Here is a 15195-nt window from a genome sequence, read left to right as displayed (position 1 = left end):
GAGGGGGACGTGTGGGCGGGGCATCAGCATGAGGGCTCCTCCGGGGTGGTGTGTTCGCGCGCGACGTCCGGAGAGGGCGTGGGCAGCGTGGCGCGGTCGGGTGCCGTCGGGCCGTTCCGCCACCGAGGCGGGAGGCTGGAGCCGCGGGATTTCGCTACGGACAGCGCGTCCCGCAGGCATTCGGACAGCCGCACACCGACGAAGCGCAGCTCGTGTTCCGGGGCCGACGGGTCGTCCAGTACCTCGCGGGCGTACTCCAGTACGTCCGCGCCCAGGGCCAGTTGGAGCGACTCCACGTCGTCCGCCAGCCGGGACAGGTGTCCCCACCGGTCGTCCGTCAGGAGGAGGCACGGCTTTCCGTCCTCCGTCGTCCAGGGCAGGAGCCGGGCCGCCGTGTGCCCCGAAGCGGCATCGGCGAGCGCGCGTCGCCGGTGCCGGTCTTCGTCGGTCCTGTGTGCCACCTGCGGTCCTTTCTCGTCGCGGGTTCGACGAGGGGACCGTATGGGCCTTGCCCCGCCCCGGACCACGGGTGCTGCGGGGCGGTTTCGGGGGCAGTGCGCGCGATGTACCCCGCTTCGTGGTGCTTACCCGGCAACCCCCAGGTGGGCGGCCATGTCGCGCATGTCCTGGGTAAGGGTGCGCTTACGGGTCTTGAGGATGTCCAGCATGATGTAGCGGGCCATGGGCTGGTGGGTCAGCCAGGCGCCGGACGTGTGCCGGAGCTGGGTGAGTTCGTTCATGGCGTCCTGGTGGGACTTGAGCAGGACGTGCGCGCGGGCCACGTCCAGCCGGTGGCGTCCCCAGTTGGTGGGGTCCGGCTTGCCGAGGTGTGCGGAGGCGCGGGAGCTCAAAACGCCTTCGTCGGTCCGGCGGAGGACGCCGCGCGCGTCGCCCATCAGCGAGAGGTCTTCCACCGCCTTCATCTCCGTGGTCATGGGCCCGAACCCCGCCCAGTGGTCGGGGAAGGACACTCCTTCGGAGTTCAGCGCGCTGGACGCCGTGCCGGCCATCCTGCGGGCTTCCCTGGCCACGTCCGGCCGGTTGTTGCGGATGGCGGCCGACGCCACGCGGAGCCAGAGTTCGCCCCACACGGCCAGGCGCGCGGGGGACGCTTCGGACATGCGCGGCTCGATCTCCTGCGCCGTGAGCGACGCGAGTTCCTCGCACTCGTCGAAGCGGTCCTGACGCAACAGAAGCCAGCAGAGGCCCACCACGCCCGTCGCCGCGAGCTGGGTTCGGTCGTCCTGTCGGGCGAGCCGGATCGCTTCCACGAGAGCGTGGTAAGCCATGTCGTACTGCCGTACCTGCGTCAGGTACTTGCCGGTGAGCAGCAGTGTGTGACACCGCGCGACGACGGCCTGGCGCTGTTCCTCACCCTCCAGGGTGGCGACCGCCGCCTCGGAACTCCGCAGAAGTTTCGGGAGGCGCTTCGCCACGGCTCCGTACTGGTCCGCCCAGTACAGTGCGTGTCCTTCCTGGACACCTCGCCGGAGTTCGGAGATTTCCCCGGCCTCGGAAGGCCCGGGCACCCTGCCCGTGAGGCCGACGGCGGGCATCAACGCCTTGCGCAACTCCAGCAGGTAGCGGCGGTTCGCCTCGTCCAGTGGGCCGAGGACGGGCTTCGGGGCTTCCGTCGCGAAGAGGGCGGACGTGGTCACGCCCAGCGCGCGGGCCATGGCATGCAGCGTCTCGACGCGGGCGTCCCCGCCTTGTTCCACCTTGCGGACCGTGCTCAGCGAGAGCTCGGCCGCTTCGGCCAGCCCTTCCTGACTCAGACCGGCCGCCCGCCGGTACTTCCTCACGTTGTCGGCCAAACCTGTGGACATGGGCTCACCATCCTTCCCAACGCCAGCGTAGGGCCCGTCCCCTGCCGCACAAGGTGGCGGCTGTGACGGGCAAACCTTCTTATGCCACAGGCAAGTTGTACTCGCGGGGGCGCATGGAAGGGCGGCGAGCGCCCGTGCGCTCACACGTTCAGGTGAGGCGGCGCGCGTGGAGGCGATGAGGGGTGCCTGGCGTGCGGCCGGCGGAGCGAGGGTCCGGCGGGTGGGTCGCCTCGCGTCCGTAGGCGGGTCGGCCGGGGTGGCCGACGTGTCGAGCGGGACGGGCCCGGCCGGACCGGGGCGGTGGTCCCCCGGCCGCGACCCCGCCTGCGCCCCCGCCCGCTTGCCGCGCAACCAGCGGCCCGGCGGCCGTGTCCCGTGGCGGGAGACCGGTCAGGGTCTCAGTACGCCGTCGAACCTGTCCCAGGCCGACCAGTCGCCGCCGGGGGACGTCTGCGAGCGGTGCCAGACGCCGCCGCTGCCGTCGACGCCGAACAGTTCCACGCGGCCGTCCGCGTTGGTCTGGGCGGCGACCTGGCTCAGCGCGCCGTCGAAGCGCTCCCAGCTCGACCAGCCGCCGCCGGGGAACGCCTGCGAGCGGTGCCACACGCCCCCGGTGCCGTCGGCGCCGAAGAGTTCGAGGCGGCCGTCCTTGTCGCGGGCCGCGGCGAGGGAGGCGAGGCCGCCGTCGAGTCGCTCTCAGCCCGACCAGTTGCCGCCGGGGGACGTCTGCGAGCAGTGGAAGACGGCTCCGCCGCCGTCGACGCCGAAGAGTTCCACGCGGCCGTCCGCGTTGGTCTGGGCGGCGACGCGGTGCAGCGCGCCGTCGAACTTCGCCCAGCCCGACCAGACGCCGCCGGAGGAGAGCTGCCGGCGGTGCCACACGCCCTGGGTGCCGTCGGTGCCGAAGAGTTCCAGGCGGCCGTCCCTGTTGCGGGCCGCGGTGACGGGCGCGAGGCCGCCGTCGAACTTCTCCCAGGGCGACCAGCCAGCGCCGGGCGAGGTCTGGGACCGGTGTCAGACGCCCGCCGTGCGGTCGACGCCGAACAGTTCCACCCGCCCGTCGGTGTTGGTCTCGGAGGCGACGGAGACCAGGCCGCCGTCGAGCCTGCCCCAGCCCGTCCAGCCGCCGCCGGGACAGGTCTGCGCGCGCTGCCACACGCCGTCACTGGTGTCGGTGCTGAAGAAGACCGGCCGGCCGTCCGCGTCGCGGGCCGCGGCGATCGAGGAGCCGAGGGGCGGAAGAACGGTGTCGGGGCGTGGCGGTGGCGGTGCCCGGTGCCGCGATCAGCGGTGCCGCGACCGCCGCCATGAGCCACCCCGCTGATCCCGATCTCTTCGCATGTGAGCACGCATGACGCGGCCACGATGGATCGAGCGGAGGCCGACCGTACAGCGGCCGGTCCGCCGAGCGGAACAGGGCGGCATTCGGCGACGGCGGGCCGGTAAACCGCCGCACCCGCAACGGTAGTTGTGTTGAGGAGGCGCGCGGGAGGGCGGTGGGCGCCCGTGCGCTCGCACGTTCAGGTGAGCGGCGTTCGTCGGACGGTCGTATTCGGCGCGCCGCGCCCTATGCAGGACGCATGGATGAACTCCCCGCTCAAGGCGGGCAACCGACCGTCTCCCGCCGTCAGTTCGCCGTCGCCGCCGGCGCGACCACCGCAGCCGTCGCCGCGCTCGGCGGTTCCGCCGCCGCGCCGGCGCGGGCCGCCGCGCCCGCGAAGTCCACCGCGGACTGGGACACCTGCGTGGAAGTGGCCAGAGCCCTGCTCGTCGTCGACGACAAGGACCGGCCGCTGGTGCCCGAGTACAAGAAGATCCTCGACGACGGGCTGCCGCGCACCGGCAAGAAGACGGGCCGGAAGGTGCTCGTGGTGGGCGCCGGGCCGGCCGGGATGGTGGCCGCCTGGCTGCTGAAGAGAGCCGGGCACCACGTGACGCTGCTGGAGGCCAACGGCAACCGGGTCGGCGGCCGGATCAAGACCTTCCGCAAGGGTGGTCACGAGCACGCGGCACAGCCGTTCGCGGACCCCCGGCAGTACGCGGAGGCGGGGGCCATGCGCATCCCCGGCAGCCATCCGCTGGTGATGAGCCTGATCGACGGGCTCGGGGTGAAGCGCCGGCCCTTCCACCTCGTGGACGTCGACGGGCAGGGCAAGCCGGTCAACCACGCCTGGCTGCACGTCAACGGCATCCGGATGCGGCGCTCCGACTACGCCAAGGACCCTCGGAAGATCAATCGCTCCTTCGGCGTTCCGCGCGAGCTGTGGGACACGCCGTCGTCCACCATCCTGCGACGCGTCCTCGACCCCGTGCGCGACGAGTTCAGCACGGCGGGGGCGGACGGCAAGCGGGTCGACAAGCCGATGCCCGAGCGGGTGAAGGGCTGGGCGCGGGTCATCCAGAAGTACGGCGACTGGTCGATGTACCGCTTCCTGACCGAGGAGGCCGGTTTCGACGAGCGCACTCTGGACCTCGTCGGGACGCTGGAGAACCTCACCTCCCGGCTGCCGCTCTCCTTCGTCCACAGTTTCATCAGCCAGTCGCTGATCAGCCCGGACACCGCGTTCTGGGAGCTGGTCGGCGGCACCGCGACGCTGCCCGACGCGCTGCTGAAGAAGGTCGACGACGTGCTGCGCCTCGACCGGCGGGCGACGCGCATCGAGTACTGGTCGCCGGACCGCGCGGGCGCCGACCGCGCGACGCACGTCCGGGAGGACGGGCCGCGCGTGTGGATCGACACCGTGTCCGAGGGACGGGACGGCAAGGTCGTCCGTGAGCAGTTCACCGGCGACCTCGCGATCGTCACCGTGCCGTTCACCGGGCTGCGGCACGTCCAGGTCAGCCCGCTGATGTCGTACGGCAAGCGGCGGGCGGTCACCGAGCTGCACTACGACAGCGCGACCAAGGTGCTGCTCGAATTCAGCCGCCGCTGGTGGGAGTTCACCGAGGAGGACTGGAAGCGGGAGCTCGAAGCGGCGGGGAAGGGGCTGTACGCCAAGTACCGGGACGGCAAGGCGCCCGCCGACGGCAGCCTGCTCGGCGTGCACCCGTCCGTCCCGCACGGCCACATCACCCACGCGCAGCGCGCCCACTACGCCGCCAACTACTGGGCCGGACGCGACCAGCCCGAGGCGGCGCACATCGTCGGCGGCGGGTCGATCTCCGACAACCCCAACCGGTTCATGATCAACCCCTCCCATCCGGTGCCCGGCAGCGAGGGCGGTGTCGTCCTCGCGTCCTACTGCTGGGCCGACGACGCCTCCCGCTGGGACTCCCTCGACGACGAGGCCCGCTACCCGCACGCCCTCTGCGGCCTGCAGCAGGTGTACGGGCAGCGCATCGAGGTCTTCTACACCGGCGCCGGCCGCACCCAGAGCTGGCTGCGCGACCCGTACGCGTACGGCGAGGCGTCCGTGCTGCTGCCCGGCCAGCACACGGAACTGCTGGGCGCCATCCGCGCCCCCGAGGGCCCTCTCCACTTCGCGGGCGACCACACGTCCGTCAAGCCGTCCTGGATCGAGGGCGCCCTGGAGTCCGGCGTCCGGGCGGCCCTGGAGGTGCACTTGGCGTGAGCGCACGGCCTGAGCCCGCGGCCGGGCTCCGGGGCCGGCGGGCCGGTGGCAACGGGCGGACGGGATCATGGGGGTCCATGCCCGTCCGCCCGTGAGGTGATTCCTTGAGGAAGGCGGCCCTGCGCCCGTACGCGACGCTGCCCGGCCCGTACGACGCCGCGACCTGCCTGGTGACCACCGTGGACGCCCGGGGCGACGCCCTGTGGCTGCTCTGCCCGGACACGGAGACCGTGCCGAACCCGTACGGAACGCCGTACCCGCGGCCCCGCCGGTATCCCTACGACGCCCGGCTCGTCACCAGCGACGGCACGCCCCCGGTCGAGCGCGCCCTGACCGGAGTGCGCGTCCGGCCGTCGGCCCTGGACGTCCTGCCGGACGGCCGGGTGCTCGTGGTGGGCGGTTCCGAGACGCGGAACGCCCAATTCTTCGGCCGCGACGGCCGGCCCGGACGCCGTTTCGGCCTGGGCCGGGGCGCCCGCCGCGTCCTGGCCGACCGCCGGGGCGGCCTGTGGAGCGCCTACTCCGACGAGGGCATCCACGGCGACGATCCCACCGGCGCCGCCGGCCTCGTCCACTGGGACGGCCGCGGCAACCGGCGATGGTCCCTTACACCCCCGGACGGCCTGCCCTACCCGGTGGACACCCACGCCCTGAACGTCACCGACGACGGCACCGCCTGGTTCGCCTACCACCCCTCGCCCCGGCTCCTCCACCTCGGCGCCGACGGCCGGGCCACTTCCTGGGAGGCGGCCCCGGGCGTCCGTCCCCAGGGCATCGCCGTCCACGGCACGGAGATCGTCCTCCTCGCCGACGGGGTGCTGCACCGCCTGCGCCGCCCACACCGCCGCCGGGCCTCGGACGGCGTCCTCGAACCGCTCGGTGAGGCCCGCCTCACCCTCCCCGACGGCACACCCCTCACCCGGTACACCGACGTCGTCGGCCGGGGGCGGCGGCTCTACGTGCGGGGAAGGTCGGTGCGGCAGTGGTACGTGCTCGACGCCTGGTCCGAGGAGGCCGACAGCCTCCACCGGATCTCACCGTCCTGACGTTCTCCGGTGGGTGCCAGACCGCAGGCGGCGGCCACGGCGGCGGAGGCGCGGTGGCCGGGGTGGATGTGGGCGATGATCGTGCGCGCGCCCCGGCCCGTCAGCCAGGCGATCCACTCCCTGGCCGCCTCGGTGGCCAGCCCGCGCCCCTGCCAGGGCACGCCCACGACCCACGCCACCTCGGCGGCGGACCCGGAAGCGGTCACGGTGGCCTGAACCGTCCCCACCAGCCGGCCGCCGTCGCGGAGCCGGAGCACCCGGTTGTGCCAGACGGTGAGGGGATCGGGAGAGCCCGCGACCAGGCGCCGGTAGCGCTCCCGCAGCGCGTCGGCCGAGTCCGGGGTGCCGCCGGTGAAGCCGTAGAGGGCCGGGTCGGCCAGTACGCCGGCCATCTCCTCGGCGTGCTCGACGCGGAGCGGCGTCAACTCCAGCCGCTCCGTGCGGAGTACGCCGTGCTCCCACGCCGGGCACGGGGGCACGCCGGGAGCGTTCGGAAGGTTCACGAGGCGGAGCCTACGGCCGGTGGGCGCGGGACGGGAGCCCCTCAGGGGGGACCGGAGCCGGGAAACCCCTCACGTCCCCGCCGACCGGGCCGCCACCTCGCTGAACACCACCCGGGCGTCCTCCGTGTACACCCCCACGCTCCCCTTCAGGTACGGGCGTTCGTGGTCCTCGTACGCGACCAGGCCGCGGCCGTCGACGCTGATCTCCATGCGGGCGCCGCGCTGGGCGACGCGGACGTCGGAGGTGCGGCCTACGGGGAAGGAGCCTTGGCCGGTGGCGAGGAAGCGCTGGCCGCCGGGGTAGGCGGGGTCGCGTTTGCCCAGCTCCCAGCCGTTGGGCTTGAGGGTGATGTAGTAGAAGTGCTCGGGGTCGGTGTAGGCCCAGACCAGCCAGGGCACTTCCCAGGGGTTCGGTTTGGGCGTGCGGAGTTGGGCGACCGTGCGCATGCGGGCCTCGTAGTCCACGTTCTCGTACGTCGCCGTGGAGACGACGAGGCCGGCGTGGGTCTCGTCGTCCCGGCGGGCCGGTTTCGGGGAGAGGGCCAGGCCGTCGTGGCGTCCGACGTTGGTGCCGTGCCCGTCGAAGACCGACCGCCAGGGGCCGTGGACCGAGCCCTCGGCCCAGGGCCGTTCCGGCGCGCCCCCGCCGCCCCACAGGGCGTCCGCCGCGAAACCGAGGCCGACCAGCACGGCGACGGCGAGGGCGGCGAGGGCGAGCTGCCGGTGAACTCTGCTCATGCCGTCGAGTATGACCCCGGGCCCTCGGGAAGGCGGGCGATCACCTGATCGGTGGACTGATCGGTGGACAGGACGTCCGCGTCCGCGCCGAAGTCCTCCGCGAGCTGGGCGATGATGCGTTCGGTCGCGTGGCCGTCGCCGAACGGATTTCCGGCCTCCGCCATGCGGGCGTACTCCGCGGGGTCGTCCAGGAGCCGCTCGGTCGCCGCCAGGATCGCGTCGGGCACGGTGCCCACCAGCCGGGCCGCGCCCGCGTCGACGGCCTCCGGGCGTTCGGTGGTGGTGCGCAGGACGAGGGCGGGCTTGCCGAGGGAGGGGGCCTCCTCCTGGACGCCGCCGGAGTCGGTGAGGACGAGGTCGCAGGCGGCCAGGGTGGCCGAGAAGTCGAGGTAGCCGAGGGGCTCGACGACGCGGACGCGCGGGTGGCCGGTCAGCTCGGGCAGCAGCGCGTCGCGCACGGCCGGGCTCTTGTGCAGCGGGAGCAGGATCTCGACGTCGCCGCGGTCGGCGAGGCGGCGTATGGCCCGGCCCATGCCGCGCATGGTGTCGCCCTGGTTCTCGCGGCGGTGCAGGGTGAGGAGGACGCGCCGCAGGCCGGTGGTGGTGAACTGGTCGCGGCCGGTGCCGCGTTCGAGCACCCAGAGGAGGTTGTCGATGACCGTGTTGCCGGTGGTGAACACCTCGGACGCGGGCACCCCTTCGGCCGCGAGGTGGCCGGCGGCCCGCCGCGTGGGGGCGAAGTGCCAGCGGGCCACCCGGCCGATGAGCCGCCGGTTGAGCTCCTCGGGGAACGGGTTGTCGAGGACGCCGGTGCGCAGCCCCGCCTCGACGTGGGCGACGGGGACGTGCTCGTAGAAGGCGGCGAGCGCGCCGGTCAGGGCGGTGGTGGTGTCGCCCTGGACGAGGACGACGTCCGGCCGCAGGTCGCGGACCACCTCGCCGAGGCCGTCCACGAGCCGGGCGGTGAGGGTGGACAGCTCCTGGCGGTCGCGCATGACGTCGAGTTCGGTGCGGCGGGGGACCTGGAGCAGGTCCAGCATCTGGTGCAGCATCTCGCGGTGCTGTCCGGTGGTCACGACGAGCGGGTCGAACAGCGGGGAGGCCGCCATGGCGCGGGCCACGGGGGCGAGTTTGACGGCTTCGGGGCGGGTGCCGAGGACGAGCATGGCGCGTACCGGGGCGTTGATCATGTTCGGGGACATGGGTCTCCCTGGGCGGTGGTGTGTTTCTGCGGTGGAGGAGTGGCGGGCGCCGGCCGCGTTCCCGCGGGGGCGCCGGCGGCGGGCCCCGTGGGTCCGCGGGTTCCCGGGGCGGGGGGCGAGGGCGCGGGCTCCGCCCCCGCGCCGTCAGGTGCGTGCCGTCTTCAGCCAGGTGCGCTTGCCCGTGAGCATCCGCCACAGGCCCCACCATCCGGCGGCGAACCAGATGTAGCCGTAGAAGATGAAGACGTGGGACAACAGGACCGCCCGGACGAGGCCGAGGCCCTGTTCCCGCCGCGAGTAGACCCAGCCGTACACGTAGGCGGCGGTGAAGGAGAGGACGTACGGGCCGAGCACCCACATCGGGGAGATCAGCGGCCGTCCGGCCTCGACCGAGCCGATGACCGTGCCGACGACGGCGACCAGGAAGGACACCGGCAGCAGCGAGGTCAGCAGGATCAGCACCGGGCTGGAGAGGTGGTACAGCAGGTCCACGGCGGCCCGGGTGGGCACCTCCTTGACGATCAGCGGGACGAGCCCGGCCGACTGGAGGTGCCCCTGGAACCAGCGCGACCGCTGCCGCACCAGCCGCCGGACGTCGAGGACGGCCTGCTGGGAGACGGCGGCGGAGGTGCAGTGCTGGTTGGTCCAGCCGCCGGCGATCAGCCGGACGCCCAGGTCCAGGTCCTCGGTCAGGGAGTCGCTCCACGGGCCGGAACCGTCCGGGCCCAGCAGGGTGTCCAGCGCGGCCAGCCGCATGAACTGGCCGTTGCCGCCCATCCCGACGCTGCCGATGGAGCGGCGGGCGCTCTGGAAGATGTCGCCGTAGATCACGAACTCCATGTCCTGGAGCCGGGCGAGGAGGCCCTTGTTCCGGTTGTACATCCGGACGCCGATCTGGGTGCCGCCGGTGCGCGGGTCGTCGAAGTACGGGTCGACCGCCTGGATCACATGCTGGTCGAGCCGGCCGTCGGCGTCCACGACGCAGACGATGACGTCACGGGGGTCGCGGCCGTCGAGCAGGCCGGACGAACGCAGGTACGCGATCCCGGCGTTGAGGGCCGCGCCCTTGCCCTTGCGGGCGTTCGGCAGCTGTCTCCGCAGCAGGTGCACCTTGCCCGGGTGGGCGGCGCAGGCCGTGCGGGCGATGTCGGCCGTGCGGTCGTCGGAGGCGTCGTCGATGACCAGGGCCAGGGTGTTGCGGGCGGGCAGCGCGGTGATCCGCGCCAGGCTCTCGGCGAGCACCTTCTCCTCGTTGAGGCAGGCGAGGAGGAAGACGTAGAAGCGCTGTTCCCGGGGGCCGCGCGAGCGGCGGAAGCGGCGCCGGGAGATGAGGAAGAGGGCGGTGTTGTAGCAGCCGGCCATCACGATGATGGCGATGCTCGACCAGAGCAGGAGCTCGTCGAGCGGGAGGCCGCCGATCCGGATGCCGTCGGCCACGAGCGCTCGCGTCATGAGCGCGCCGGCCGGGAACGGGCCGGCGGGGGACGGGCCGGCGGAGGACGGGCCGGCAGGGAGCGGGCCGGTCGTGAGCGGGGCGGCGGTGAGCCGGCCGGCCCAGAGCGGGACCGTCGAGAGCGCGTCGGTCATGAGCGGCCACCGGCATTCCGTATCCGGTACCAGAATTTCAGCGAAATCAGGACGGCGGCTATCGAACAGTAGAGCAGGAAGCCGGCGCCGGCCGCCTCCTGAAGCCCTCTCGCGAACGGCAGACCCGGCATCACTTCCGGCGTCGCCGTCAGTCCGGCCAAGGGCACGACGGTGCCCAGAGCGGGTTTTCCGTACATGGGTTCCCCCCCCATTTTCCGCCTCCTTCGAGGCGTGCGCTGGGAACGTACCAGACCGTTCTACCGGGCCGGTCGTACATCGGAGAATTACTGAATTCGGGGATGTAAATTCTTGTGACCGGCCGGTAGTTCTGGCAGTTGGCGCCGCGACTGTTGCCTGTGTGGCCTGCGGTCTATGCCAATCCCCGCGCGGTGGCGGCCCGCCCGCCCCGAACCGCGGCGAATCGGGAGTGCGATGAAATCGTCACGGATATAGCGAGCGTGTCACGAATACCCGGGATCGCATTGACAGGCCCGGAAGGCCCCACCAGAATCTGCCAACTATCGGCCCGGCTCGGTGCCGACGATGCCGTAACGGCACTCAGGGGGGAATGAGGATGAGAATTTCCCGAAGAAGGCTGGGAAAGCCCCGAATTTCGCTAACGCTTTCGATAGTAGCGGCCCTGCTGGGCGGTTTCGCGATATCCGACGGCGCCGGCGCCGCCGACGCGCCGACGGGTCCCCGGCCCCGTCCGTCACACGCCCTGGGGGGCGTCGGACCGGCCGCCCTCTCCGATCTGGGCGTCAAGGACCTCAAGGCATGGGAGGCCGCGCGGCTGTCCAACGACCGGCTGCGCCGGTCGGGCAAGCTCGTCGTCCCGCCGCCGCCGACGACGGCGACGACCGGCGGCGCGGGGGGTGCGAGCAGCACCGGCACCGGTGAGACGGGCGGTGCGGGTGATGCCGCGGGTGGTGTGGGCGGTGCCGGTGGCGGTACGAGCGCGCAGCAGGTCGCCGCGCCCAGGGCGGGCGTCCCCGCCGTCACTCCCGCCGTCGCCCGCCTCCAGGGCCCCGCGCAGAGCTCCGTGCAGAGCGCCGAGAGCCCCGTGTACGGTCCCACCGCCGTCCGGCCGGCCGCCGTGGCCGGGACCTCGGCGCTGGTCCTCTACGACACCACCGGCCCCTACGGGTACCTGGGCGAGCTCTACGCCATGGCCGCCGCCAACCTCGCCGGCCACTTCGGCACCGTGACCGCCAAGCCGGTCTCGGCGTACACCGCGGGCATGGTCGACCAGTACACCGCCACGGTGTACCTCGGCTCCACGTACTACGGCGGTACCGTCCCCGACGCCGTCCCGGCCGCGTTCTACCGGGACGCCCTGGCCACCACCCGTCCGGTCACCTGGGTCGGGGACAACATCTGGGGCATGGCCAACGCCGTCGGCGTCGAGACCTTCAAGCAGCACTACGGCTGGGACCCCACCAACTCGTTCTACGAGAGCGGGGGAACCGTAGGGAACATCACCCAGGTGATCTACAAGGGCCGGCAGCTCACCCGGAAGATCCCCGCCGGCTTCGACGGCGGCGTGCTGCACCCCGCCCTGGTGTCCGGGCCGGGCTACCCCCAGGTCACCCAGCTCGCCCAGGCCGTCGACGCCAACTCCGGCGACAGCAGCCCCTGGGCGATCCGTTCGGGCAACCTGACGTACCTCGGCGAGATCCCGTTCACCTACGTCTCCGAGAGCGACCGGGTGATCGTCTTCGAGGACCTGCTCTTCGACGGGCTCGCCCCCGCCACCGCCGAACGGCACCGCGCGTTCGTCCGGCTGGAGGACATCAGCCCGAAGGCCGACCCCAACGAACTGCGCCAGGTGGCCGACTACCTCGCCGCGCAGAAGATCCCCTACGGGATCAACGTCGTCCCGGTCTACACGGACCCCAAGGGCGTCTACAACAACGGGCGGCCCGAGACGATCACGCTCGCCCAGAGCCCCCAGGTCGTCTCCGCCCTCAAGTACATGCTGGCGCACGGCGCGGTGCTGATGAACCACGGCTACACCCACCAGTACAGCAACGTGAACAACCCGTACAGCGGGGTCACCGGCGACGACTTCGAGTTCTTCCGCGCGCACGTCGACGCGTCCGACACCGTCGTCTACGACGGGCCGCCCGCCGAGGACTCGGCCGTGTGGGCACAGTCGCGCGTCACGTCCGCGCTGGCGGCCTTCGCGGCGGCCGGACTGCCGAAGCCGACGGTGTGGACGACACCCCACTACGCGGCCTCCGGGACGGACTACCGTGTCCTCGGTCAGAACTTCTCCGCGCGTCTGGAGAGATCCTTGTACTTCGCAGGCACCCTGCCCGGCACCATCGCGAACGCCGGCCGGTACATCGGCCAGTTCTTCCCGTACGCCGTGAAGGACGTCTACGGCACCACGGTCCTGCCGGAGAACCTCGGCAACTACGAGCCCGAGCCGTACAACAACCACCCGGCCCGGCTCCCCGCCGACCTGATCGCCTCGGCCAAGGCCAACCTGGCCGTCCGCGACGGGGTGGCCAGCTTCTTCTACCACCCCTACTACGGGACGGCCCCGCTCCAGCAGACGGTGGACGGCATCCGCGCCCTCGGGTACACCTTCGTCGGCCCGACGGACCTCAAGCAGTGAGCGCGAAGAAGAGGGCGGTCGTCGCCCTGGCGGCCGCGGCCGCCCTCTTCCTCGCGGGCTGCTCCGCCGACGACTCCTCCGACGCCCCCGCCTCCCCGCCGGCCGGCACCGCGAGCGGTGGGACGGGCAAGCGCCAGGACGGCCGGAAGGAGGCCCCGCTGAAAGGGATCACGCTCCCCGCCTGGAACCGCAAGGACTACGAGAGCCCCGAGGCCAAAACGTATCTGCGGCAGATCGCCGCGACCGGCGCCCGGTGGGTCACCTTCACCCCCACCTGGTACCAGGACGGACTCACCGACACCCGCATGCGGCCCACCGACGAGACCGCCGACGACGACAGCCTGCGCCACGTCGTGCGCCTCGCCCACGCCGCCGGACTCAAGACCATGATCAAGCCGCACGTGGACCTCACCGGCGGCGAGGACCGCTCGGGCATCCGGCCCGCGGACCCGGACGCGTGGTTCGCGGCGTACGGGCGGTTCATCACGCACTACGCGGACCTCGCCGCCGAGACCGGCGCGGAACAGTTCTCCGTCGGCACCGAACTCGCCGGCACCTCGGCGGACGGCGCCCGCTGGAAGAAGACCGTCGCCGCCGTCCGCGCCCGCTACAAGGGCCCGCTCACCTACGCCGCCAACTACGACGAGTACCGCGGCGTCGCGTTCTGGAAGAGCCTCGACGTCATCGGCATCGACGCCTACTGGCCGCTCGGCGAGCAGCCCACCACCGACGTGGCGCGGCTGCGCGAGGCGTGGCAGCCGGTGGTGAGGGAACTGGCCGCGTTCTCCGCCGCCCAGGGACGCCGGATCCTCTTCACCGAGGCCGGCTACGTCAGCCAGAAGGGCAGCACCACCGCCCCGTACTCGTGGACCGTCAGCAAGGCCGCCGGCGACGCCGAACAGGCCGCCGGGTACGAGGCGTTGCTCGCCGCCTTCGACGGGCGGAAGTGGTGGGCCGGGGTGTGCTGGTGGATGTGGGACGACTGGCCGGACGCGGGGGAGACACCCAAGAGGCTCGCCTATACGCCGCACGGCAAGCCGGCGGAGAAGGTGCTGCGGAAGTGGTGGGGAAATGGGTGAGGGGACGAGCGGGAGGGAGTGATGGGGGTGAAGGCGCAGCAGGGCGGGGCGAAGGGGGCGTTACGTCTCGCGGGAGCGGAGAGCGCCGTCACGTCTCGCAGTCGTGCACGCTCCCGCAGAGTCCGCACCGGGCCCGCAGGCGTCCCCGGACCGGCACGCGGATGCGCTGGTGGCAGGTGGGGCAGGGGAAGCTGACGCGCTGCGGGTCGCGTCCCTCGAACGCGTACCCCGCCGGGTGCGCCCCGGCGGACGCCGCCGGGCCCGCGCCGCGTTCGGCCGCCCGGCGGTCGCGCGCGTACCGGTGCCGCCCGAGGCGGCCCGCCGCCGCCAGCGGCGGACGCCGCGCCTCCTGGCGGGAGCGCGCCGCGCCCCGGACGTAGGCGTCGTAGGCGCGCGGGCTGGTGAACCAGGGCGACGGGTCCTCGCCGAACACCTCGGCGCGCTGGGCGAGGACGTACCCGAACTCCTCCGGCGTGAGGTAACCGAGCTTCTGCGTACTGACCGCGTCCTCGCGGTACGCGTCGAGCAGCAGCCAGCCGGCGCCGAGGTAGGCGGCGACGGTGTCGGTGAGGATCTCGTTGTCCCGGGTGCCGGGGAAGCCGAGGCCCAGGCGGTGCAGGTAGACGTGGGTCACCTCGTGGGCCAGGGCGGCGCCGATGTCCCTGCGGTGCTTCTTGAAACGGGAGTTGAGCTCGACGAAGTACTCGGGGCCGGCCGCGAGTTCCACGTTCCCGGCGTGCCGCATGTCGCGGAAGGAGACGATCATCCGCGCGTCCGGCAGCCGCAGGTGCCGCACCATGACGCCGGCGATCCGCTGGACGCCGAGGTAGGGGTCCTCGTCGTCGGAGAACGCGACGTCGGACGGGACGACGCTGAGCGCGAAGGTGCGCAGGGCGTCGGGCGACAGCCGCCGGTACAGGGCGGTGATCGCGGAGTGCACCGTGTCCAGGTGCGGGAAACCGTGCAGGATCTCGACGTCCGTGCCCACCCCGTCACCACCCCCGTGGCCGCGCCGGCCC

At 72.6% G+C, this 15195-nt stretch carries 15 protein-coding genes; 4 read left to right on the top strand and 11 right to left on the bottom strand.

The genetic code is table 11. The features are described from left to right. Positions 1-23 precede the first annotated feature (23 nt). The 5 genes from ACSNOK_RS20505 to ACSNOK_RS20485 all read right to left on the bottom strand — a co-directional run bounded on the left by ACSNOK_RS20505 (position 24) and on the right by ACSNOK_RS20485 (position 2984). On the bottom strand, positions 24-461 hold the full coding sequence (locus tag ACSNOK_RS20505) for a hypothetical protein (protein ID WP_436782182.1): 438 nt from the start codon (positions 459-461) through the stop codon (positions 24-26). A 123-nt stretch (positions 462-584) separates the two neighbouring features. After that, positions 585-1826 (bottom strand): helix-turn-helix transcriptional regulator, encoded by a 1242-nt coding sequence (locus ACSNOK_RS20500; RefSeq protein ID WP_436782181.1) that lies wholly within the window; start codon positions 1824-1826, stop codon positions 585-587. Between the two features lie 390 nt (positions 1827-2216). Then, complete coding sequence (locus ACSNOK_RS20495) at positions 2217-2432, bottom strand: hypothetical protein (protein WP_436782180.1); 216 nt, start codon at positions 2430-2432, stop codon at positions 2217-2219. 90 nt (positions 2433-2522) lie between these two features. Then, positions 2523-2708 carry a hypothetical protein gene (locus ACSNOK_RS20490; protein WP_436782179.1) on the bottom strand — a complete coding sequence of 62 codons (186 nt, stop codon included), beginning with the start codon at positions 2706-2708 and terminating at the stop codon, positions 2523-2525. 132 nt (positions 2709-2840) lie between these two features. After that, complete coding sequence (locus ACSNOK_RS20485) at positions 2841-2984, bottom strand: hypothetical protein (RefSeq protein ID WP_436782178.1); 144 nt, start codon at positions 2982-2984, stop codon at positions 2841-2843. Positions 2985-3406: 422 nt separating this feature from the next. On the opposite strand from ACSNOK_RS20485, the gene ACSNOK_RS20480 reads away from it, so the two are divergent. Continuing rightward, positions 3407-5398, top strand: a complete 1992-nt coding sequence (locus tag ACSNOK_RS20480) for a flavin monoamine oxidase family protein (RefSeq protein WP_436782177.1) — start codon at positions 3407-3409, stop codon at positions 5396-5398. Between the two features lie 104 nt (positions 5399-5502). Next, entirely contained in the window at positions 5503-6444 is a 942-nt protein-coding gene (locus ACSNOK_RS20475; RefSeq protein WP_436782176.1) for a hypothetical protein, read from the top strand. Here ACSNOK_RS20475 and ACSNOK_RS20470 read toward each other — a convergent pair. The 5 genes from ACSNOK_RS20470 to ACSNOK_RS20450 all read right to left on the bottom strand — a co-directional run bounded on the left by ACSNOK_RS20470 (position 6354) and on the right by ACSNOK_RS20450 (position 10686). Then, positions 6354-6947: a GNAT family N-acetyltransferase gene (locus ACSNOK_RS20470; RefSeq protein WP_436782175.1), complete on the bottom strand. Its 594-nt coding sequence runs from the start codon at positions 6945-6947 to the stop codon at positions 6354-6356. The two genes, ACSNOK_RS20475 and ACSNOK_RS20470, sit on opposite strands and share 91 nt — an antisense overlap. 69 nt (positions 6948-7016) lie before the next feature. Further along, positions 7017-7685, bottom strand: coding sequence for a calcium-binding protein (locus ACSNOK_RS20465; RefSeq protein ID WP_436782174.1), 669 nt, complete (start codon positions 7683-7685; stop codon positions 7017-7019). Further along, positions 7682-8887: a non-hydrolyzing UDP-N-acetylglucosamine 2-epimerase gene (gene wecB, locus ACSNOK_RS20460; RefSeq protein ID WP_436782173.1), complete on the bottom strand. Its 1206-nt coding sequence runs from the start codon at positions 8885-8887 to the stop codon at positions 7682-7684. The genes ACSNOK_RS20465 and wecB overlap by 4 nt, the downstream gene beginning before the upstream one ends. A 144-nt stretch (positions 8888-9031) precedes the next feature. After that, on the bottom strand, positions 9032-10474 hold the full coding sequence (locus tag ACSNOK_RS20455; RefSeq protein WP_436782172.1) for a glycosyltransferase: 1443 nt from the start codon (positions 10472-10474) through the stop codon (positions 9032-9034). Further along, positions 10471-10686 (bottom strand): hypothetical protein, encoded by a 216-nt coding sequence (locus ACSNOK_RS20450; RefSeq protein ID WP_436782171.1) that lies wholly within the window; start codon positions 10684-10686, stop codon positions 10471-10473. The genes ACSNOK_RS20455 and ACSNOK_RS20450 overlap by 4 nt, the downstream gene beginning before the upstream one ends. A 362-nt stretch (positions 10687-11048) precedes the next feature. Here ACSNOK_RS20450 and ACSNOK_RS20445 point away from each other — a divergent pair, with 362 nt between their 5' ends. Continuing rightward, positions 11049-13097, top strand: a complete 2049-nt coding sequence (locus tag ACSNOK_RS20445; protein WP_436782170.1) for a DUF2334 domain-containing protein — start codon at positions 11049-11051, stop codon at positions 13095-13097. Then, entirely contained in the window at positions 13094-14176 is a 1083-nt protein-coding gene (locus ACSNOK_RS20440; RefSeq protein ID WP_436782169.1) for a glycoside hydrolase family 113, read from the top strand. Before ACSNOK_RS20445 ends, ACSNOK_RS20440 begins: the two co-directional genes overlap by 4 nt. A gap of 88 nt (positions 14177-14264) precedes the next feature. On the opposite strand, the gene ACSNOK_RS20435 is transcribed toward ACSNOK_RS20440, so the two are convergent. Beyond that, positions 14265-15164: a hypothetical protein gene (locus ACSNOK_RS20435; protein WP_436782183.1), complete on the bottom strand. Its 900-nt coding sequence runs from the start codon at positions 15162-15164 to the stop codon at positions 14265-14267. Between the last annotated feature and the right edge of the window lie 31 nt (positions 15165-15195).

The sequence above is a fragment of the Streptomyces sp. URMC 126 genome (genome assembly GCF_051386555.1).
Lineage (GTDB): Bacteria > Actinomycetota > Actinomycetes > Streptomycetales > Streptomycetaceae > Streptomyces.
Note: the sequence above shows the minus strand (reverse complement) of the source record. Positions and strands in the feature narration are given on the sequence as shown.

Bases quoted from the DNA above. Each gene is read 5' to 3' on its own strand.
- ACSNOK_RS20500 (WP_436782181.1), bottom strand. From the start codon at position 1,826: ATGTCCACAGGTTTGGCCGACAACGTGAGGAAGTACCGGCGGGCGGCC.
- ACSNOK_RS20480 (WP_436782177.1), top strand. From the start codon at position 3,407: ATGGATGAACTCCCCGCTCAAGGCGGGCAACCGACCGTCTCCCGCCGT.
- ACSNOK_RS20465 (WP_436782174.1), bottom strand. From the start codon at position 7,685: ATGAGCAGAGTTCACCGGCAGCTCGCCCTCGCCGCCCTCGCCGTCGCC.
- wecB (WP_436782173.1), bottom strand. From the start codon at position 8,887: ATGTCCCCGAACATGATCAACGCCCCGGTACGCGCCATGCTCGTCCTC.
- ACSNOK_RS20455 (WP_436782172.1), bottom strand. From the start codon at position 10,474: ATGACCGACGCGCTCTCGACGGTCCCGCTCTGGGCCGGCCGGCTCACC.
- ACSNOK_RS20450 (WP_436782171.1), bottom strand. From the start codon at position 10,686: ATGGGGGGGGAACCCATGTACGGAAAACCCGCTCTGGGCACCGTCGTG.
- ACSNOK_RS20445 (WP_436782170.1), top strand. From the start codon at position 11,049: ATGAGAATTTCCCGAAGAAGGCTGGGAAAGCCCCGAATTTCGCTAACG.